Source organism: Dactylosporangium sp. CS-047395 (assembly GCF_050942185.1).
GTDB lineage: Bacteria > Actinomycetota > Actinomycetes > Mycobacteriales > Micromonosporaceae > Dactylosporangium.
In genome coordinates this window covers 2070524-2088736 of the sequence record NZ_CP192015.1, presented here as the reverse complement: position 1 = coordinate 2088736, position 18213 = coordinate 2070524, and the positions used below count along the sequence as shown (strand labels likewise).

General features: G+C 72.6%; 12 protein-coding genes. 7 read left to right on the top strand and 5 right to left on the bottom strand.

The window, feature by feature from the left end:
• Window positions 1-3: 3 nt before the first annotated feature.
• The gene (locus tag ACQP00_RS09655) at window positions 4-486 is read left to right on the top strand and encodes a cupin domain-containing protein (RefSeq protein ID WP_433217428.1); all 483 of its coding nucleotides are present in this window, start codon (window positions 4-6) and stop codon (window positions 484-486) included.
• 182 nt (window positions 487-668) lie between these two features.
• Here the strand turns inward: ACQP00_RS09655 and ACQP00_RS09650 are convergent, their stop codons facing one another.
• From ACQP00_RS09650 to ACQP00_RS09635, 4 genes are all read right to left on the bottom strand, one after another.
• Entirely contained in the window at window positions 669-1196 is a 528-nt protein-coding gene (locus ACQP00_RS09650) for a YbhB/YbcL family Raf kinase inhibitor-like protein (RefSeq protein ID WP_433217426.1), read from the bottom strand.
• Between the two features lie 66 nt (window positions 1197-1262).
• Window positions 1263-3077, bottom strand: coding sequence for a DUF2207 family protein (locus ACQP00_RS09645; RefSeq protein WP_433217424.1), 1815 nt, complete (start codon window positions 3075-3077; stop codon window positions 1263-1265).
• A gap of 5 nt (window positions 3078-3082) precedes the next feature.
• Window positions 3083-3649 (bottom strand): LemA family protein, encoded by a 567-nt coding sequence (locus ACQP00_RS09640; protein ID WP_433217422.1) that lies wholly within the window; start codon window positions 3647-3649, stop codon window positions 3083-3085.
• Window positions 3650-3717: 68 nt separating this feature from the next.
• Window positions 3718-5157 carry an aminopeptidase P family protein gene (locus tag ACQP00_RS09635; RefSeq protein ID WP_433217419.1) on the bottom strand — a complete coding sequence of 480 codons (1440 nt, stop codon included), beginning with the start codon at window positions 5155-5157 and terminating at the stop codon, window positions 3718-3720.
• A gap of 70 nt (window positions 5158-5227) precedes the next feature.
• Between ACQP00_RS09635 and asnB the strand changes: the two genes are divergently transcribed.
• The 6 genes from asnB (at window position 5228) to acnA (ending at window position 15238) form a co-directional block, all read left to right on the top strand.
• On the top strand, window positions 5228-7162 hold the full coding sequence (gene asnB / locus ACQP00_RS09630) for an asparagine synthase (glutamine-hydrolyzing) (RefSeq protein WP_433217416.1): 1935 nt from the start codon (window positions 5228-5230) through the stop codon (window positions 7160-7162).
• Window positions 7163-7187: 25 nt separating this feature from the next.
• Window positions 7188-8111 carry a carbohydrate kinase family protein gene (locus ACQP00_RS09625; RefSeq protein WP_433217413.1) on the top strand — a complete coding sequence of 308 codons (924 nt, stop codon included), beginning with the start codon at window positions 7188-7190 and terminating at the stop codon, window positions 8109-8111.
• Between the two features lie 38 nt (window positions 8112-8149).
• Window positions 8150-8881: a hypothetical protein gene (locus tag ACQP00_RS09620; RefSeq protein WP_433217410.1), complete on the top strand. Its 732-nt coding sequence runs from the start codon at window positions 8150-8152 to the stop codon at window positions 8879-8881.
• Between the two features lie 84 nt (window positions 8882-8965).
• Complete coding sequence (locus ACQP00_RS09615) at window positions 8966-9349, top strand: hypothetical protein (RefSeq protein ID WP_433217408.1); 384 nt, start codon at window positions 8966-8968, stop codon at window positions 9347-9349.
• Window positions 9350-9365: 16 nt separating this feature from the next.
• Window positions 9366-12356, top strand: coding sequence for a BTAD domain-containing putative transcriptional regulator (locus ACQP00_RS09610; RefSeq protein WP_433217406.1), 2991 nt, complete (start codon window positions 9366-9368; stop codon window positions 12354-12356).
• Between the two features lie 116 nt (window positions 12357-12472).
• A complete protein-coding gene (acnA, locus tag ACQP00_RS09605; RefSeq protein WP_433217403.1) occupies window positions 12473-15238 on the top strand; it encodes an aconitate hydratase AcnA in 2766 nt (921 codons plus the stop codon).
• 48 nt (window positions 15239-15286) lie between these two features.
• Here acnA and ACQP00_RS09600 read toward each other — a convergent pair whose 3' ends face one another.
• Window positions 15287-18127, bottom strand: a complete 2841-nt coding sequence (locus ACQP00_RS09600; protein WP_433217401.1) for an Hsp70 family protein — start codon at window positions 18125-18127, stop codon at window positions 15287-15289.
• Window positions 18128-18213: the final 86 nt, after the last annotated feature.

Genomic DNA, 18213 nt, shown 5'->3' with positions numbered 1-18213 from the left:
GGTATGTCCTACCCGTCCCCGAAGTATCGCGGCGAAAAGGGCGAGCTGAGCGCCACCTACCGGCCCGCCGGCACGCCCCCGGAGTTCACGTACTCGAGCGGCAACACCGTGCACTACCTGGCCACCGGCCAGTCGACGAACGGGCAGTTCGGGTTGTACCGCTGGGTCATGGGCCCGAAGCCCAGCGGGCCGGACCCGCACTTCCACCGCTCGATCTCGGAGTCGTTCTTCATCCTGAGCGGCTCGGTGCGCATCTACGACGGCAAGCGCTGGATCGACACCGAACCGGGCGACTTCGTGCACGTTCCGGAGGGCGGTGTGCACGCGTTCCGCAACGAGTCGGGCGCCCCGGCCGAGATGCTGCTGCACTTCGCGCCGGGCGCGCCCCGGGAGGCCTACTTCGAGGGCCTCCCGGAGCTCGGCTCGAAAACCGACGAGGAACGCGCCGCCTTCATGCTCGAACACGACACGTTCTGGCTCGACTGAGAAACTCGGCTGAAGAACTAAGGCCTGTTTGGTAACTGAGGCAGGGCTGCGGCGGGCCCAGATTCCGCCTGCGCACACATCGCGAAGGCCCGGTTACAACACCGGTAGCCTGGCCTCCGCGCTGCGCACGCAGACGAAATCTGGACTCCGCCGCAGCACCTACCCCAGTTACCAAACAGGCCTTAGAACCCGAAGCTGGACACCAGGATCGCGCGGCCGAGCGTGTGGGCGGTCAGGTTGAAGCCCACCACGTTCGGGTTGGCGTCGGCGTCGATCCCGAGCGAGTCGGTGTCGAGCGCGTGCACCACGAAGAAGTACCGGTGCGGCGCGTCCTGCGGCGGCGGGGCCGCACCGCCGAAGTCCCGGGTCCCGTAGTCGTTGCGGGCGTGGATCGCCTCGTCCGGCAGGCCGTCCTTGTCGCCGGTACCGGCGCCGGTCGGCAGCTCGGTCACGTCGGCCGGGATGTCGTACACGAGCCAGTGCCAGAAGCCGCCGCCGGTCGGGGCGTCGGGGTCGTAGCAGGTCACCGCGAAGCCCTTGGTGCCCTCGGGCGCGCCCGACCAGGCCAGGTGGGGCGAGGTGTTGCCGCGCTCGTGGACCTGGGCGTCGGGCAGCGTGCCCCCGTCGGTCAGGTCCTCGCTGGTCAAGCTGAACGCCGGCACCGCGGGGAGGAAGTCGTACGGCGACGGCGGGCGCGGACGATCGGACATGCGCAATCTCCTTGCGAGTGGCTGGAGCTGTCTACCGGGAATCCTCTTACCCAACGACCGTCCCACTCAAGTGAGTCGGCCGACGGCAATCCCGAGCAGCCACGCCAGGTACGGCTGATGAATGGCGGTCCGGCTGCGCTGCTCGAGGGTGACCACCGTTCCCCCGAGCCGGGCGACCGCCCACTGCCCCGACGCGAACGCCTCGTCGCCGACGCCCGGAACAGGCATTCCGCCCCGATGCGCCCGAATCGCGAGCGAAGCCGTATCGCCGGTGACCACCGCGACGACGAGCCCCGAGCCGTCCGCCGCCCGGTACTCCGCCAGGTTCATCGACCCCACCGCCACGGCACCCGATCCCCCGGCCAGCGTCACCGGCTGCTGCAGCACCCGCCCGGCCTCCTCGACGGTGACCAGCGCCGAGGCCACGACGGTCGTCGGCCGCACCGCGGTGGCCAGCGCCGGCGCCCCCGCGTTCATCGCGCGCAGGATCAGCGCGTCGGTCTTCTCGTCCCCATACGTCTGCGACCGCACCCGCCCGGCCGTCTCCACCCGCAGGTCGAGCACCCGCCGCGTCCACCGCCGCGCGGTGAGGGTCACCACGTCCCCGACCCCGGTCCGGCCCACCAGTTCGGAAGGGCAGGCCCACGCCACGGTACGGTCCCCGCTCCCCGAATCCACCGCCAGATAGTGGATGACGGGGATCGACGGCGAGTCCTCCCCCTGGCTCTTGGTCTTCCAGGTCTCGACCCAGAGCACCTCCCCCGTCACCGTGACCGGCGTGACGACGTCGACGAGGGTGCCGATCAGGGTGTACCCGCCGTAGAGCAGCGGCACCAGCACGACCACCTGCACGGCGAGCGAGGGCACCAGCTCCGGCCGGAACCCGCTGGAGCGCACCAGCAGCGCGGTGATGCCCAGCGCGATGACGCCCTTGACGGTGAGCCGCACGGCCCGCTGCCCGTACCGCGGCCAGAACGACGGATAGGCCACGCGCACCCGGTGCCAGGTGCCCCCGAAGGAGCTCCACACCTTGCGCCGGTTGCCCATCCCGAGGTCGATGACGGCCGCGCAGACCCGGGTCGCGCCGACCGCGTCGCCGTAGGACAGGTACCGGTCCCACACCGCCACGGCCGCCGGCGGCAGGTCGGCGAAGCTCTCGTGGGCGCGCAGGAACGCCTTGAGCCCCAGCCAGCGGGCGGCGGCCTCGCGCCCGGCCGGGGTGTCCCGCTCCCCGCGCGTCTTGCCCGCGAAGATGCCCAGGCCCAGCCAGACGAACAGGGCCGCCACGACCGAACCGCCGCTGCCCGAGTGCAGGAAGATGCCGAGCCCGACGGCGAACGACGGGACGGCGGCCAGCACGCTCAACGCGGCCACCACGGCGGAGGAGAACCGGCGCTGCGAGAAGCCGAGCGATCGCGCATCGGCCACGATCGCCGCGTTCAGCCGCTTGGTCCAGCCCTTCGCCTCCTGCTCGTCGCGGAAGGTGAGCGCGGTGAGCGGCACGACGCCCTGCCGGGCCAGCGCGGTGACCCGCTCGAAGATCAGCCGCTCGTATGCGTTCAGCCCGGCCGGGTTCTCCTGCCGGACGTGCACCGTCGTCTGCAGCGGATCGTTGCCGGGCTGGCGGAACTCGAGCACCTTGCGCGCGGCCAGGTCGATGAACGTCGCCTCGGCGGCGTCCACGGTGAGCTCCCACCGCCCGGTGATCAGGCTGACGACGGCCGGCGACTCCGGGCCGCCGAAATCCTGGGTCGGCGGCGGCACGGGGACGGGCCGGGGCCGGGTGACGGCCAGCGCCCCGAGGAACGCCGCGAACCAGACGGCGAGGCCGATCGCCCCGATCCCCGCCTCGACCACCGATTTCGGATCAATCCCGGACACGGCCGTCAGAACCGCACGTTGACGTCGGCGCGCTCGCCGCCCGCGGCCTCGAAGTACGGCCGGACCCGGAAGCCGCCGACGCCCGCGATCACGTTGGTCGGCAGCGTCTGGATCTTCTGGTTGTACGTCTGCACGGCGCTGTTGTAGAACTGCCGCGCGTACGCGATCTTCTCCTCGGTGTTGCCCAGCTCGCCCTGCAGCTGCAGGAAGTTCTGGTTCGCCTTGAGGTTCGGGTAGGCCTCGGCCAGCGCGAACAGCCGGCCGAGGGCCTGGGTCAGCTGCCCCTCGGCCTGGGCCTGGCGGCCCGGGTCGACCCCGCCGGCGGACGCGGCGGCGTTGCGGGCGGCGACGACGGCCTCCAGGGTGCCCCGCTCGTGCGCGGCGTACCCCTTCACCGTCTCGACCAGGTTCGGAATCAGCGAGTGCCGGCGCTTGAGTTGGACGTCGATCTGCGCCCACGACGCGTCGACCTGGGTGCGGGCCTTGACCAGCGAGTTGTACGTGGCCACGGCCCACCACACGAGCACGATCACGACTACCAGGACGGCGCCGAGAACGATCAGAGCGGTCATGGCCGCATGGTGACCTTCACGGGTTGCGAAAACCGCAAACAGGTCGCCGATCCGACAAAGACAGCCGCTTACGGCAAGCGGAACTCCTCCGCGCGCCGGGCGGCCAGCCACGACTCGACGTCGGCCGACGTGCGCGGCAGGCCCGCGGACAGGTTCTCCGCGCCCGTCGCGGTGACGAGCACGTCGTCCTCGATGCGCACCGCGAGCCCGCGCAGCTCGGCCGGGACCAGCTCGTCCTCCGGCTGGAAGTACAGGCCCGGCTCGACGGTCAGCACGTAGCCCGCCTCCAGGTGCCCCTCCCGGTAGCGCTCCTTGCGCGCGTGAGCACAGTCGTGCACGTCCAGACCGAGCATGTGGCCGAAACCGTGCAGCGTCCACCGGCGGTACAAGATGCTGTCCTTTTCCATCGCCTCTTCGACGGAGACCGGCAGGACGCCCAGGTCGGCGAGGCCCTCGGCCAGCACCCGCATGCAGGTCTGGTGGATGTCGTCGTAGGCGGTGCCGGGCCGGATGACGTCGATCCCGGCCTGCTGCGCGCGGAAGACGATGTCGTAGACCTGCCGCTGCAGCGGCGTGAAGGTCCCGGACACCGGCACGGTCCGGGTCACGTCGGCGGTGTAGAGGTTGCGGTTCTCCACGCCCATGTCCATGAGCAGCAGGTCGCCGGGGCGGGTCCGGCCGTCGTTGCGCGTCCAGTGCAGGATCGCCGCGTGGGCGCCGCTGCCGACGATCGAGCCGTAGCCGACGCTGTTGCCGTCGTGCCGGGCGCGCAGGCCGAACACGCCCTCGATCAGCCGCTCGCTCACCGGGCGGTCGGCCGGCAGGGCCCGGGCCGCGTCCTCGAAGCCGCGCACGGTCGCGTCGATCGCGTCCTGCAGCTGCTCGAGCTCCCAGGCGTCCTTGACCAGCCGCAGCTCGGACAGGACCCAGGCCAGCTCCCGGTCGCGCTCGGGGTCGGTGCTGCGCACGGCCGCGTCGACAGTCGGGTCGAAGCCGCGCAGCACGCGGGTGCGGCCGGGGCGGGCGTCGTCGAGGGCGGCGGCGAGCGCGTCGACGTGCGCGGTCTGCACCTGCAGCTCGGTCGACTTCTCGGCGAGGGTGTGCCGGCGGCCGATCCACAGCTCGCCGTAGTTACGGTCGGTGAAGAACTCGTCGGTGTCGCGCGGCGAGCGCGGGCGCACGTAGAGGGTGGCGTCGTGGCCGCCCTCGGTCGGGTGCAGCACCAGCACCGACTCCGGGTCGTGCTCGCCGGTGAGCCACACGTGCTCGGTCCCGGGCCGGAACGTGAAGTTCGTGTCGTTCGAGCGGACGTACTCGATCCCGGACGGGATGATCAACGTCTCACCGGGGAACGCGGCGGACAGCTCGGCGCGGCGCTTGGCGTGGTCGGGCGCCTCCGTGCGGGGCGAGACGTCGAGCGTGGTGTCGCGCCAGCCTGTGCGCATGAACTCCCGGAAGCGCTCCGGGAAGTCCGGGTCGTGCGACTGCGTGCCGGCCGGTTCGTCCACCGTGACCCACTCCAATCCGAGCCGAATTCGTGCTGCACCAGCGACGGTACCCCGTGCGAGGATGCTTGCCATGGCGGGTCTTCTCACGTTCGTCAGCGCGCGGGGTGGCGCGGCGGCGCAGCGGGATGCGGTCGCCGACGCCCTCGGGTTGCTGCGGCACCGGGGCCCGGACGCCGAGCGCATCGTCGCCACCGACGACGTCGTGTTCGGCTCGGAGGACCTGCGGGTCGCCGACGGGCATCCGAACGCGACGCAGCCGATCGAGTACCCGCCGACCGGCGTGACGGCCGGCCGTTATCTGATCGTGCTCGACGGGGCCGTCTACAACGCCGCGGAGCTGCGGGCCGAGCTGGAGGAGGACCGCCGCGCCGAGTTCGGCACCGGCAGCGACGCCGAGGTCGTCGTGGCCGCGTACCACCACTGGGGCCCGGGCGCGGTCAGCCGGCTGCGGGGCATGTTCGCGTTCGTGATCTGGGACAGTTCGGCCCGGCGGGCCTTCGGTGCCCGCGACGCGTTCGGCATCAAACCGCTGTTCCAGCTGCCGACCTCCCAGGGGGTGTACCTCGCGAGCGAGAAGAAGGCGCTCCTGCCCTTCGTCGCCGAGCGGACCGCGGTGGACACCGTGCGGCTGCAGCACTACCTGACCATGCAGTACGTGCCGGAGCCCGCGACCATGCACCCCGAGGTGCGGCGGCTCGGGGCGGGCGAGTCGTTCGTGTACACCCCGGGCGGGCCGCTGGCCAACCGGCGGTACAGCCAGCTGACCTTCCGCCCGACGCCCGTCACCGACGAGGCGGCCGTCGTGCACCGGATCGCCGAGGCCCTGCGCGACAGCGTGCACGCGCACATGCAGGCCGACGCCCCGGTCGGCGCGTTCCTGTCCAGCGGCATCGACTCGACCGCGATCGTCGCGCTGGCCGCCGAGAAGGACCCGGGGCTGCGCACGTACACCGTGGGCTACGACGCGGCCGGGCCCGGCGCGCAGTTCTCCGAGATCGACGTGGCCGAGCAGTCCGCCCGCGCACTCGGGGTGCCGCTCAGCGCGACCGTGGTGACCGCGGCCGACTTCATGCGGGCCCTGCCGCGCATCGTCTGGCACCTCGACGACCCGGTCGCCGACCCGGCCCTGGTGCCGCTGTTCTTCCTGGCCGAGCGGGCCGCCCGGGACGTCACCGTGGTGCTCGGCGGCGACGGGGCGGACGAGCTGTTCGGCGGGTACCCCATCTACCGCGAGCCGCTGTCGCTGTCGAGCGTCAGCCACCTGCCCGACTCGATGCAGCGCGGCCTGCGGGCCGTGTCCCGGGTCATCCCGCAGGGCGTCAAGGGCAAGAGCTTCCTCGAGCGCGGCACGACGCCGATCGAGGAGCGGTACTACGGCAACGCCCGGATCTTCTCCGACGAGGAGAAGGCCGCCCTGCTGCGGCACTACGAGCCCGACGTGCGCCACACGGACGTCACCGCGCCGGTGTTCAAGGAGGCCGGGGCGCTCGACGACGTGACCACGATGCAGTACATCGACCTGTACACCTGGCTGCGCGGCGACATCCTGGTCAAGGCCGACCGCATGACCATGGCCCACTCGCTGCAGCTGCGCACGCCGTTCCTGGACCGGGCGGTGTGGGAGGTCGCGGCGACGCTGCCCAGCGAGCTCAAGGTGCCGCCGCGCTCGCAGGAGACCAAGGCGGCGTTGCGCCGGGCCCTGGCCGGGGTGGTGCCGGAGCCGATCGTGCACCGCAAGAAGCTCGGCTTCCCGGTCCCGATCCGGCCCTGGCTGCGCGGCGAGATGTACGACTGGGCGCACGGCCTGCTCGACACCTCCGGCGCCGGTGACCTGCTCGACCTCGACGTGATCCGCGGCCTGCTGCGCGGCCACCGCAAGAAGGAGGCCGACCACTCGCGCAAGATCTGGACGGTGCTCGTCTTCTGCGTCTGGCACGCGGTCTTCGTCACCGGCACCATGCGGCCCGGATTCACCGACGTCTCGCCCGAGGAGTCTCGCCTGTGAGCGCCGGCCAGCGGATACTTGCCGCATGACGGGTTACGGCGTGGTGCTCGGTGAGGCTCTGATCGATCTGCTCGAGTCCACGGCGGGCGGTGAGCTCGTCTACCGCCCGGCCGTCGGCGGGGCGCCGTTCAACGTGGCCGTCGGCATCGCCCGTCTCGGCGCCGACGTGCACTTCCTCGGCTCGTTCGGGGACGACCCGTTCGGCCACCGCCTGCTGGACTTCCTGGACAAATCCGGCGTCGGTACCGACGGTGCGCGCACGATCCCGCACGTCGCCACCACGCTCGCCGTCACCACGTTCCAGGGCCACGAACCGACCTTCTGCTTCTACGGCGACCCGCCCTCCTACGGCCTGCTCGACGCCCCCGACGTCGACGAGCGGCTGGTGGCGGGGGCGCGGCTGCTGTACTGCGGATCGATGTGCCTGCTCGCCCCGCCGGTCCTCGCGGCCGCGCGCAAGGCCTGGGCGGTCCCCGGCCCGGTCCGCGTCTTCGATCCCAACGTCCGCCCGATCGTCGGGCTCAACCCGGACGTCGTCGAGGAGTTCGCGGCCACCGCCGACCTGGTCAAGCTCAGCTCGGCCGACGCCACCGCGCTGTGGGGCGAGTCCCCGGAGCAGGCCGCGGCCCGGCTCCTGGGCGCGGGGGCGGGAGCGGTCGTCGTCACGCTGGGCGCGCAGGGGGCATTAGTTGCCAAGGGCCCTTCGACGGTACTGGTACCCGCACCGCGCATCGTCCCCGTCGACGCCACCGGCGCGGGCGACGCGACCATGGCCGGCCTGAGCTGGGGCATCCTGTCCCACGGCAAGCCCGACGACCTCGGCGGCTGGGCCACCCTCACGCGGGTCGCGGTCCACGTCGCCGGCCTGGTCTGCGAGTCCCCGGGCGGCGCCGTGTCCATGCCGACCGTCGCCGACCTGCGCACCCGCTTCGACGACCTCGCTGTGTGAGGTTGGGTCCGCTTCGGTGAATTCGTAGACTTGGCGCTGTGACACCCGGGCGGTTCGGCCGGTACGTGATGGCGAGCAAGGCGGCAGCCGTGGGCGTCGCCCTGCTGATCGTCGTGCTCCGGGTCGTCTACGAGTTCGGCGTCACCCCGGACAACACCCCGATGTGGGCCGCCGCCGCGCTGCTGTTCGCCCCGATCGTGGTCCTCAGCACCGCGTTCATCGTCTTCGGCGTGGTGTTCCGCCCGATCCAGCACCCGCCGCCGGCCGCCCTGCGGGTGCGCGGCGACGCGTTCGTGGTGCCCGGCTCCCCGATCCTGCTGGGCCGCCTCACCATGGGCTGGGCCCTGCTCGGCACCATCTTCCTGGAGAGCGACCCGGCCCTGTCCCCGACCACCCGGCTGGGCATCAACATCGGCGCCGCCCTGGTCATCGCGGGCGCCGTCCTGCCCCTGCTGCGCGGCCCGCGGATCGTGGTGAGCCCGACCGGCCTGAACATCCGGGCCGGCGGCCGCCGGGTCCTGGCCTGGGACGACCTGGTCCGGGTGCCGGCCGACCCGCTGCCGATGACCGTGCGCGCCCCGAAGCTGGCGCTGAGCATCCGCCGCCCGGGCCGCCCCGAGCCGGGCTGGCTGCTGGTCCCGCTGGACCTGCTGGCCGTCGAGCCGGTCTTCCTGGGCTCGGTGGTGGAGCACTACGTCGAGCACCCGGACCACCGGCTGGCCATCGGGACGCCGGAGGAGTACACCCGCCTGACCGGCGTAGCCGCGTAGCGGTCCCGCGTCCTGACCGGCGTTGCCGCGTTGCTGTCTTGCGTTCGCAAGGCGTTTGCAAGCACCGTCCCGGATGCTGATCTCGTGAACGTACTGCTGCTCGCCCGCCGCGTCCCCCCGGCCCGCATCGAGCTCACCCGGACGACGGCGAGCCAGTGGGACGCCGAACTGGCCTCCGACGCGACGCTGCAGTGGTGGGAGCTGGTCGACCCGGCCGACGACGACGCCGCGCCCCCGGCCGCCCTGGCCGCCCTCCGCCCCGACCCGATCACCGTCCGCCTGGCGGGTGTGGCCACCCCGGTCGGCCGCCGCGACCGCGCCGTGCAGGTCGTGGTCGCCCTGATCGACGCCCTGCGCGCCACCCCGGCCCGCACCCTGGAGGCCCTGCCCACCCCCCAGCTGCAGGAGATCCTCCGCGCCGCCGGCTTCCGCCCGGGCCCCGAAGGCCGCGAGGTCGTGGAGCTGTAGGCCCTACGCTCAAGGCTTGGACGTACGGATTCTGGGCCCGCTGGAGGTCCTCTCCCCCGCTGGCGACCAGATCGACCTGGGCACCCCGAAACAGCGCGCGGTCGTGGCGCTGCTGGCCACCCGCCCCGGCCGCGTCGTACCGGTGCAGACCCTGGTCGACGAGCTGTGGGCCGAGGAGCCGCCCGAGCGCGCGATCGCGTCGCTCCAGGCGTACGTCTCCCGCATCCGCCGCGCCCTCGAACCCGGCCGCGCCGCCCGCGACCGCGCCGCCGTCCTGGTCAGCCGCGCCCCGGGCTACCTGCTGGACCTGCCCCCCGCCGCCGTCGACGCGACCCGCCTCGCCGCCGCGGTCGAGGGCCCGAGCACCGACCCGGCCACCTTCACCGAGGCCCTCGCCCTGTGGCGCGGCGACCCGCTGCCCGAGCTGGGCGACTCCGCGCTGGCCCAGGCCGAACGCGCCCGCCTGCAAGAGCTCCGCTTCGCCGCCGTCGAGCGCCGCGGCACCGCCTGGCTGGCCGCCGGCAAGCTCCCCGAGGTGATCTTCACCACCGAGGCCGCCCTGGCCGAGGCCCCCTACCGCGAGGCCCTGTGGGTCCAGCTGATCCTCGCCCTGTATCGGGCCGGGCGTCAGGCCGACGCGCTGAACGCCTGCACCCGCGCCCGCACGCTGCTCGCCGACGACCTCGGCATCGAACCCGGCGCGGACCTCCGCCGCCTGGAGTCCGACATCCTGCGCCGATCTCCCGATCTCGCCGAGCCCGCGAGACCCCGGTCGGTGGTGCCCGTCGAGGCGCCGCGGCGCGGCGGTGCGACCGTGCTCGTCGGGCGGGATCGGGAGCTGGCCGTCGTCGACGAGGTGCTCGCCGCGCGCGGGCGCGTCGTCGTGGTCGAAGGGGTCGCCGGGATCGGTAAGTCCGCGCTGCTCGACGAGGTGGCCCGGCGGGCCGCCGGGCGAGGGTTCACGGTCGGGCGCGGGAGCGGGGTCGACGGGCCGCAGCCGCCCGTGTTCCTGCCCTGGGCGCAGGCCTTGCGCGGGCTCGCGGGCGAGCACCGGGCGGCCCTCGCCGCGGCGTACGCGCCGTTCGGGAACCTGCCCGCGGTGCTCGATCCGGCGCTCGCAGACCTGCTCGCGCTGCCCGCGGCTGAGCGGCTGGCCGATGCCGAGCTGGCGCGGTCGCGGCTCTACCAAGGGCTGGTCGACGGGCTGCGGCGGCTCTCCGCGAGCGTTCCGGTGCTCATTGTGCTCGACGACGCGCACCTGCTCGATCGGCCGTCGGGGACGTTGCTCCAGCTGTTGCTGCGCGGCGTGGACGGTTCGGGGATCGTGGTCGTGCTCGGGGTGCGCAGCGGGGAAGGGACGGGCGGGGTTGGCGGGGCACAGGCGGTACACCTGCGGCTCGGGGGGTTGAAAACCGCGGACGTCGCGGCGCTCGGGGCCCGCATCGCGCAGCGGGAGCTGGCCGCGGCGACCGTGGCGGTGCTCGTGGACCGGACCGGGGGCAACCCGTTCTTCGTGGGCGAGTTGCTGCGGGTGTTGCTGGCCGAGCACGCGCTGGACGAGCGCGGGGCCCGGGAGCGCACGCCCGCGCGGGTGCAGGAGGTGATCCGGCGGCGGTTCGCGCGGCTGCCCGGGCAGCTCGGGGCGGTGCTCGCGGTCGCCTCGGTGCTCGGGCGGGAGTTCGACGTCGCGGTGTTGCGCGAGTTGACGCACCTGGACGAGGTGGAGTTGTACGACACGCTCGACACCGCGGTCGCGACCGGGGTCCTCGAAGGTGCGGGCGCGCGGCTGCGGTTCGCGCACGACCTGCTGCGCCAGGCCGCGTACGAGGAGCAGGGGCCGCTGCGGCGGGCCAGGCTGCACGCGCGGGCGGCCCGGGTCCTGCGCGCGGACGGGGCGAGCGCCGGCGAACAGGCCGTCCACCTGCGGCTCGCGCTTCCGGTCGCCGGGCCGCTGGAGGTGGCGCCGGTGCTGGCGGACGCGGCGGGCGAGGCCTACGACCGCACGGCCCACGAGGAGGCCCTCGAACTGCTCCAAACCGCCGCGACGGTACTGCTCACCGCCCCGCCATCGCAGCAGCGCGACGTCGCCGAGCTCGACCTGCGGGTCCGGCTGGCCTACATGCACCAGGCGACGGGCGACTATCTGGGCGAGGGCGCGGCCGCGCAGTACGCCGCGATGGAGCCGGTGCTGCGCCGGGTCCGTCCGGTTCCCGAGCTGTTCCCGGCGCTGTGGGGGTACGCCTCCTTCCACACCGCGACCGGCGACCTCGACCGCGTGGCCGCGATCGCGCCGCTCGACCGGATCGTGGCCGACGTGCACGCGGGGTACGCCGCGCACAACCGCGCCGACCTCCCCCGCGCCCGCGCGCTGCTGCAGGGCGCCCTCGACGCGCTGCCGCCCGCCGGGCTGCCGGTGTTTCCGCTGATCGACTGGGACCCGGTCGCGGGCATCCTGGGGCCGGCGGCGTCGGTGGAGAGCCTGCGCGGCGACCGGGCGGCGGCCGAGGCCCACCTCGCGCGGGCGACCCGGGCCACGCCGTTCCAGGACATGTACGTCACCTCCTACACCGCCTCGGTCGCGGCCGACGCGTACGACGCGGACGCGGTGCTCGCGCGGGCGCGGCGGACGCTGGCGCTGGCCGAACGGATCCAGAGCCGGGAGTACCGCGCGACGTCGCGGGTACTCATCGGCTGGGCCGGCGGCGACGTGGGGCTGCTGCGCGCGGGCGAGGAGGCGCTGGGCGGGACGCTCTGGCGGTACCCACGGCTGCTGCCCCTGCATCCGGACCTGCTCCTGCGGCAGGGCCGGCGCGCGGAGGCGGCTTCGCTCGCGCGGGCGCGCCTCGTGGAGCCGCTGGACGGGCTGAACCGCTTCGCCGAGCCGGATCTGCGCCGGGTGCTGGGTGAGGCCACGGACGACCGCGCGGAGCTGCGGCGGGCGCTCGACCTGGCCCGGGCGCTGGGGCATGTGCCCGCGGCGGCGCGGATTGAGACCGCGCTTGCGTGAATAACAAGACGGACGTACGGTTTTCTTGAACGCACCCCCGCCACCCTGCCCGGCCGCGCGCTGGGGAAGACTGGCGTACTGGAAGCGCACGACTTGACGGAAGAGGAGCACACGCCGTGGCGAGCCTCGACTCCTTCGGAGCAAAGAGCCGGCTGAGCGTCGGTGACGCAAGCTACGAGATTTACAAGATCGGCCAGGTCGAGGGCGCCCAGCGGTTGCCGTACAGCCTGAAGATCCTCCTGGAGAACCTCCTGCGCACGGAGGACGGCGCGAACATCACCGCCGAGCACATCCGGGCCCTGGGCAACTGGGACGCGTCGGCCGAGCCGAGCGTGGAGATCCAGTTCACCCCGGCCCGCGTGCTGATGCAGGACTTCACCGGCGTGCCGTGCGTGGTCGACCTGGCCACCATGCGCGAGGCCGTGGTCGAGCTGGGCGGCGACCCGAAGCGGGTGAACCCCCTGGCCCCGGCCGAGCTGGTGATCGACCACTCCGTCATCGCCGACCTGTTCGGCCGCCCGGACGCCTTCGAGCGCAACGTGGAGCTGGAGTACGGCCGCAACAAGGAGCGCTACCAGTTCCTGCGCTGGGGCCAGACCGCCTTCAACGAGTTCAAGGTGGTCCCGCCCGGCACCGGCATCGTGCACCAGGTGAACATCGAGTACCTGGCCCGGGTCATCATGGACCGCGGCGGCCAGGCCTACCCGGACACCGTGGTCGGCACCGACTCGCACACCACGATGGTCAACGGCCTGGGCGTGCTCGGCTGGGGCGTCGGCGGCATCGAGGCCGAGGCCGCGATGCTCGGCCAGCCCGTCTCGATGCTCATCCCGCGGGTCGTGGGCTTCAAGCTCAGCGGTGAGCTGCCGGAGGGCACCACCGCCACCGACCTGGTGCTGGTGATCACCGAGATGCTGCGCAAGCACGGCGTGGTCGGCAAGTTCGTCGAGTTCTACGGCCCCGGCGTGAGCGCGGTGCCGCTGGCCAACCGGGCCACGATCGGCAACATGAGCCCGGAATACGGCTCGACCGTCGCGATCTTCCCGGTGGACGACGAGACCATCAAGTACCTGAAGCTGACGGGTCGCGACGAGGCCCAGGTGGCGCTGGTCGAGGCCTACGCCAAGGAGCAGGGCCTGTGGCACGACCCGGCCGCCGAGCCGGACTACTCCGAGCGCCTCGAGCTCGACCTGAGCACCATCGAGCCCTCGCTCGCCGGCCCGAAGCGCCCGCAGGACCGGGTGCCGCTGAAGAGCGCCAAGTCGCTGTTCCGCTCGGTGCTGGACAACTACGTGGGCGACGGCGTCGAGGGCCCGGCCGACGAGGCCAGCGCCGAGTCGTTCCCGGCCAGCGACGCGCCGGCCAACCACCAGAGCAGCAACGGCGACCGCCCGCACGAGGTCGTCTCGGCGGCCAAGGGCGCCAACGGCCGCACCTCCAAGCCGGTCCGGGTCGAGGACTACGAGCTCGACCACGGCGCGGTCGTCATCGCCGCCATCACGTCCTGCACCAACACGTCCAACCCGCAGGTCATGATCGGCGCGGCCCTGCTGGCCCGCAACGCCGTCGAGAAGGGCCTGTCCCGCAAGCCGTGGGTGAAGACCACCCTGGCCCCCGGCTCGAAGGTGGTCACCGACTACTACGACCGGGCCGGGCTGACCGCCTACCTCGACAAGCTCGGGTTCAACCTGGTCGGCTACGGCTGCACCACCTGCATCGGCAACTCCGGCCCGCTGCCGGAGCCGATCAGCGCGGCCGTCAACGAGCACGACCTGACCGTCGTGTCGGTGCTGTCCGGCAACCGCAACTTCGAGGGCCGGATCAACCCGGACGTGAAGATGAACTACCTGGCCTCGCCGCCGCTGGTGGTCGCCTACGCCCTCGCCGGCACGATGGACATCGACCTGACCAACGACCCGCTGGGCACGGGGTCGGACGGCCAGCCGGTCTACCTGCGCGACATCTGGCCCAGCCCGAAGGAGATCGAGGACACCATCGCCTCGGCGCTCGGCGCGGACCTGTTCTCCACCCGCTACGCCGACGTGTTCGCCGGCGACGAGCAGTGGCGCTCGCTGCCCACGCCGACCGGGGACACCTTCGACTGGGCGGGCGACTCGACGTACGTGCGCAAGCCCCCCTACTTCGAGGGCATGGCCACCGAGCCGTCCGCGGTCAGCGACATCAGCGGGGCCCGGGTGCTGGCCAAGCTGGGCGACTCGGTGACCACCGACCACATCTCGCCGGCCGGCTCCATCAAGGCCGACTCGCCCGCGGGCAAGTACCTGGCCGAGCACGGGGTGGACCGCAAGGACTTCAACTCGTACGGCTCGCGCCGTGGCAACCACGAGGTGATGATCCGCGGCACGTTCGCCAACATCCGGCTGCGCAACCAGCTCGCGCCGGGCACCGAGGGCGGCGTCACGGTCAACCACCTCAACGGCGAGCAGACCACGATCTACGACGCCTCGGTGGCCTACGCCGAGGCCGGGGTGCCGCTGGTGATCCTGGCCGGCAAGGAGTACGGCTCCGGCTCGTCCCGCGACTGGGCGGCCAAGGGCACCGCACTGCTGGGCGTGCGCGCCGTCATCGCCGAGTCGTACGAGCGCATCCACCGCTCGAACCTCATCGGCATGGGCGTGCTGCCGCTGCAGTTCCCGCAGGGCCAGACGGCCGAGTCGCTGGGCCTGACCGGCACGGAGACGTTCACCATCACCGGCGTCGAGCAGCTCAACGAGGGCAGCACCCCGCGTACGGTCAAGGTGAGCACCGACAGCGGCGTGGACTTCGACGCCGTGGTGCGCATCGACACCCCCGGCGAGGCGGACTACTACCGCCACGGCGGCATCCTGCAGTACGTGCTCCGCAAGATGATCGCGGCTTAGTTTTTTGTATCAGGCGGCCCGTCCACTGTGGACGGGCCGCCTTTTCGTCTACTTGGCCGCGGGGATCTCGAACCGGTAGACCTTGTTGTCCTTCTCGTCCACGGCGACGAGCGTGTCGTTGCTGACGGACACGTCCTGGAGCAGCGTGGACAGGTCGGCCGAGCCGATGATCTTCCCATCGAGGGTGACGACGAAGGCCGCGAACTGCCCGGTGCCCTTGCGTACGGCCTCGATGACGAGGTTGTTGCCGTAGCCCGCGTAGATGTTCTGCTGGGCCAGGCCCTCGCCGAGGATCTTGATCTCCTTGCCGTTGCCCGGGTCGACCAGCGAGGCATCGTCGACGGTCATGAAGGTGCCGGTGCCGGCGACGAGCTTGCCGTCACCCATCACGTACCAGTTCGGCTTGTCGTAGGTCTTGATGGTGCCGTTGCCCCGGTCGCTGAGCGTGGGATTGGTCCACTTGGTCTGGCCGTTGGACGTGTCGATGCCGATGAACGCCTTCTTGTTGCCTGTCTGCTCCGCCTGCACGCAGACCACGTGCTCGCCGCACGGGCGCAGGTCGTCCACCGCCGTCGTGCCGGTCGTGGCCTTGTAGGTCCAGGCCGTGCCCCAGTCCGACTGCCGGTACGCGATGATCGTGGCCTCGTTCTCCGGCTTGACCATCACGAGCCCGTCGTAGGCGAGCCATGAGTCGTGCTTCTTGTCGATCTTGCCGCTGGACTTCGGCTTGCCGGTGTTGAGGTCGACGATCTGGGCCTTGCCGTCGGCGATCAGCTGCACCGCGGTCCCCGCGTCCGGGGCCAGCGTCTCCTGGAACGGCTTGACCTGCGCGAAGCTCAGCCCGTAGCTGGGCGCGTGCAGGTTGGCGTCCGCCTTGCCCGGCCAGTGCAGCGCGGGCAGCACGTTGCGCTGGCCGGAGGTGGTGGTCTCCTTCGGGTCTCCCTGGCTGGTCCACTTCACCGAGCCGTCGAGCAGGTTGACCCGCTCCAGCTTGGCCTTGTTCCAGTCGCGGTCCTCGACGATGGCGTCCGTGCCGATGTACTGCACGTCGAGCCGCTTGTCGTTCCACGGCTTCGTCCACTTGGCCTGGTGCGTGCCGATGTCGATGACCGAGCGGGACTCCAGGTCGCCCGCCCCGCCCAGCTTGGCGTCGTTCTCGCCGTCGACGATGAGCAGGTTGCCCACCACGGTCAGGAACACCTTCTCCGGCTCCATCTGCAGCGTCGCGGTCCACGTCTGGTTGCCCGTGGTCGCGTACGCCGTGACGAGCGTCGAGCCGGAGCTCACCTGCGCCGTGTAGACCGCGCCGGCGCCGGCCGTGGCCGCGTACGAGCCGTCGGAGGCGAGCGCGATCGGGGCGCCGGCCTTGAGCCCGTCGACCTGCCCCGGCCCGTCGGTGCCGGTGTCGAAGCCCGGCAAGCCGTTCTTGGCCGACTCGAACTGGTCGCCGAACCAGGTGAAGACCCGGTTCCCGCCGTACACGCAGCCGCCGATGATGGCCAGCACGATGACGAGCGCGATCCACGGCCCGGTCCGGCGCCGCCGCGCGGGGGCCACCACCGGAACACCCACCCCATAGGCCGGTGGCGCGTTCGGCGGCGGCATGTTCGACGGCGGCGCCATCTGCGGCGGCACGTTCGGCGGCGGTCCCATTTGCGGTGTCAAGGGTCGCGGCGGGCTCACCGGGCCGGTGGCGGGCTGGGCCGCGAACGGCGCGGAGACCGGATACGGCGCGCCCGATCCCGACGTCGGCACGCCCGAGACCGGGAATCCCGAGGACGGCGTCGGTGAGACCGGCTGCACCGGCGGGCGCTGCATCTGGCGCGGCGGCATCGGCGGCGGCGGGTTGATGGTCGGCGGCTGACTGCCGACCGCGGTCCCGACGGCCAGCATCCCGCCGTAGGCGACCGGCAGCTCCGGCTGCTCCGGCACGACCGGCGCCACCCCGCAGCGCGCGTGCAGCCGGCTCGCCACGAGCGGAATCCGGCTGGACCCGCCGACGAGGAAGATGCCGGCGAGCTGCCGCACGTCGACGCCGGCCCGCTCCAGCACCCGCCGGGTCTCGTCCACGGCGCGGTCGATGAGCGGCCCGGCGACCCGTTCCAGCTCCTCGCGGGTCAGGTGCAGGGCCTCGTCGGTGCCGGGCAGGTGCACCGGGGCGGAGGCGGTCCGCGACAGCATCTCCTTGGCCGCGCGTACCTCCTCCCACAGCTCCCGCCGGTCGCGCTTGGCCGCGGTCGTGTCCGGGTTGGACAGCCGCTGCCACAGCTCCGGGTGGCGCAGGCTGATGAGCTGGCCCAGGTGGCCGACGAGGGCCGCGTCGATGTCGACGCCGCCGAGGTCGTCCAGGCCGCCGAGGCCGAGCACCCGCAGGCCGTCGAACTCGCGGCGGACCACCGAGACGTCCAGCGTGCCGCCGCCGAAGTCGAACACGGCCAGGCTCTGCAGCGGGGCGACCTGCTGGCCGAGGACGCGCAGGCAGTACTCCGCGGCGGCGATCGGCTCGTCGACCAGCACCACGGGGCCGAGGTTGGCCGCGCGGGCCGCCTCCAGCAGCACGCCCCGGCGCTGGCCGCCCCAGTCGGCGGGGCAGGTGAGCACCGTCGAGCCGACCGGGTTCACCCCGGCCTGCAGCGACTCCTCGGCCGCCCGGCGCAGCAGCGAGGCGAGCATCTCCACGACCGTGACCTCGGTCGAGCCCAGCAGCACCGAACCCTCGTCGACGCCCCGCTTCGGGTACGGCTCGAAGCGCTCCGGCGACAGCTGCGAGAGCCGCTCGGCGTCCCGGCCCACGCTCAGCCGGCCCTGCTCGTCGGCGTAGACGCCGGAGGGCATCACGGGCGAGCCGTCGAACAGCAGCGCCCGGGGGGCCTCGTCGCCGCGGCGCACGACGGCGACGGTGTGGCAGGTGCCTAGGTCGATCGCGAGTCGATGGGTGGGGGTCGGGCCCACTGCTCACCTCCAGTGACTGGCCC